At 53.4% G+C, this 277-nt stretch carries 1 protein-coding gene; it reads right to left on the bottom strand.

The features are described from left to right. Positions 1–277: hypothetical protein (locus MN204_RS20585; protein ID WP_249872919.1), on the bottom strand; the 277-nt coding region annotated here is incomplete at both ends.

The raw sequence follows: 277 nt of genomic DNA, 5'->3' as shown, positions 1-277 counted from the left end.
AGGGTAGTTGATGGTGGCAGGCTCTCGAAAGAGGTAACTTAGGGTCATGCCCAGTCCTCGGATGAGTTCTGTCCACATCAGAATCCGAGCTGCATTGTCAGTTGCGGACTTCATGTCCACCTCAGACTCCTGTTCCTTCTTATTCACATACTTGTACGTTGCCGCCACTGCGCTGCTATGAAGGCTTTGTCCATTAAGATGTCCTGTGCGCATGGCCTGGGCCAAGGCCCGTGGCAGCATTGATGAGCTCAGGCGATACATCTTGAAGTGCTGCGGC

Origin of the sequence: Oceanobacillus saliphilus, from assembly GCF_023522835.1 — a bacterium.
In the GTDB taxonomy this organism is placed as follows: Bacteria; Bacillota; Bacilli; order Bacillales; family Amphibacillaceae; genus Oceanobacillus; species Oceanobacillus saliphilus.
Note: the sequence above shows the minus strand (reverse complement) of the source record. Positions and strands in the feature narration are given on the sequence as shown.